This window comes from Colwellia sp. BRX10-4 (assembly GCF_014077465.1).
Lineage (GTDB): Bacteria > Pseudomonadota > Gammaproteobacteria > Enterobacterales > Alteromonadaceae > Colwellia_A.
This window is the reverse complement of the sequence record NZ_JACGVZ010000159.1, coordinates 1-243: the sequence shown is the minus strand read 5'-3', so window position 1 is coordinate 243 and position 243 is coordinate 1. Positions and strand designations below refer to the sequence as shown.

Below are 243 nucleotides of genomic sequence, written 5' to 3'. Positions count from 1 at the left end.
AGAAGCCTAGCAATGTCCTACTCTCACATGGGAACTCCCACACTACCATCGGCGCTACTGCGTTTCACTTCTGAGTTCGGAATGGGATCAGGTGGTGCCACAGTGCTATTGTCGCTAGACAAAAAAGTTACAATCTTGAAAGCTGTTGCTCGCTAGAGCCATAAATATAAAAGCGTTTTCTTATTCAATTCATTACAGTGCGTGAAGTTATTCTTTATATGTCAGTCTTTTACAAACACTTCG

The 243-nt window shown here is 42.0% G+C and carries 1 rRNA gene; it reads right to left on the bottom strand.

From position 1 onward, the window contains the following. Positions 1-4 precede the first annotated feature (4 nt). A 5S ribosomal RNA gene (rrf, locus tag H4J67_RS20210) occupies positions 5-119 on the bottom strand. Between the last annotated feature and the right edge of the window lie 124 nt (positions 120-243).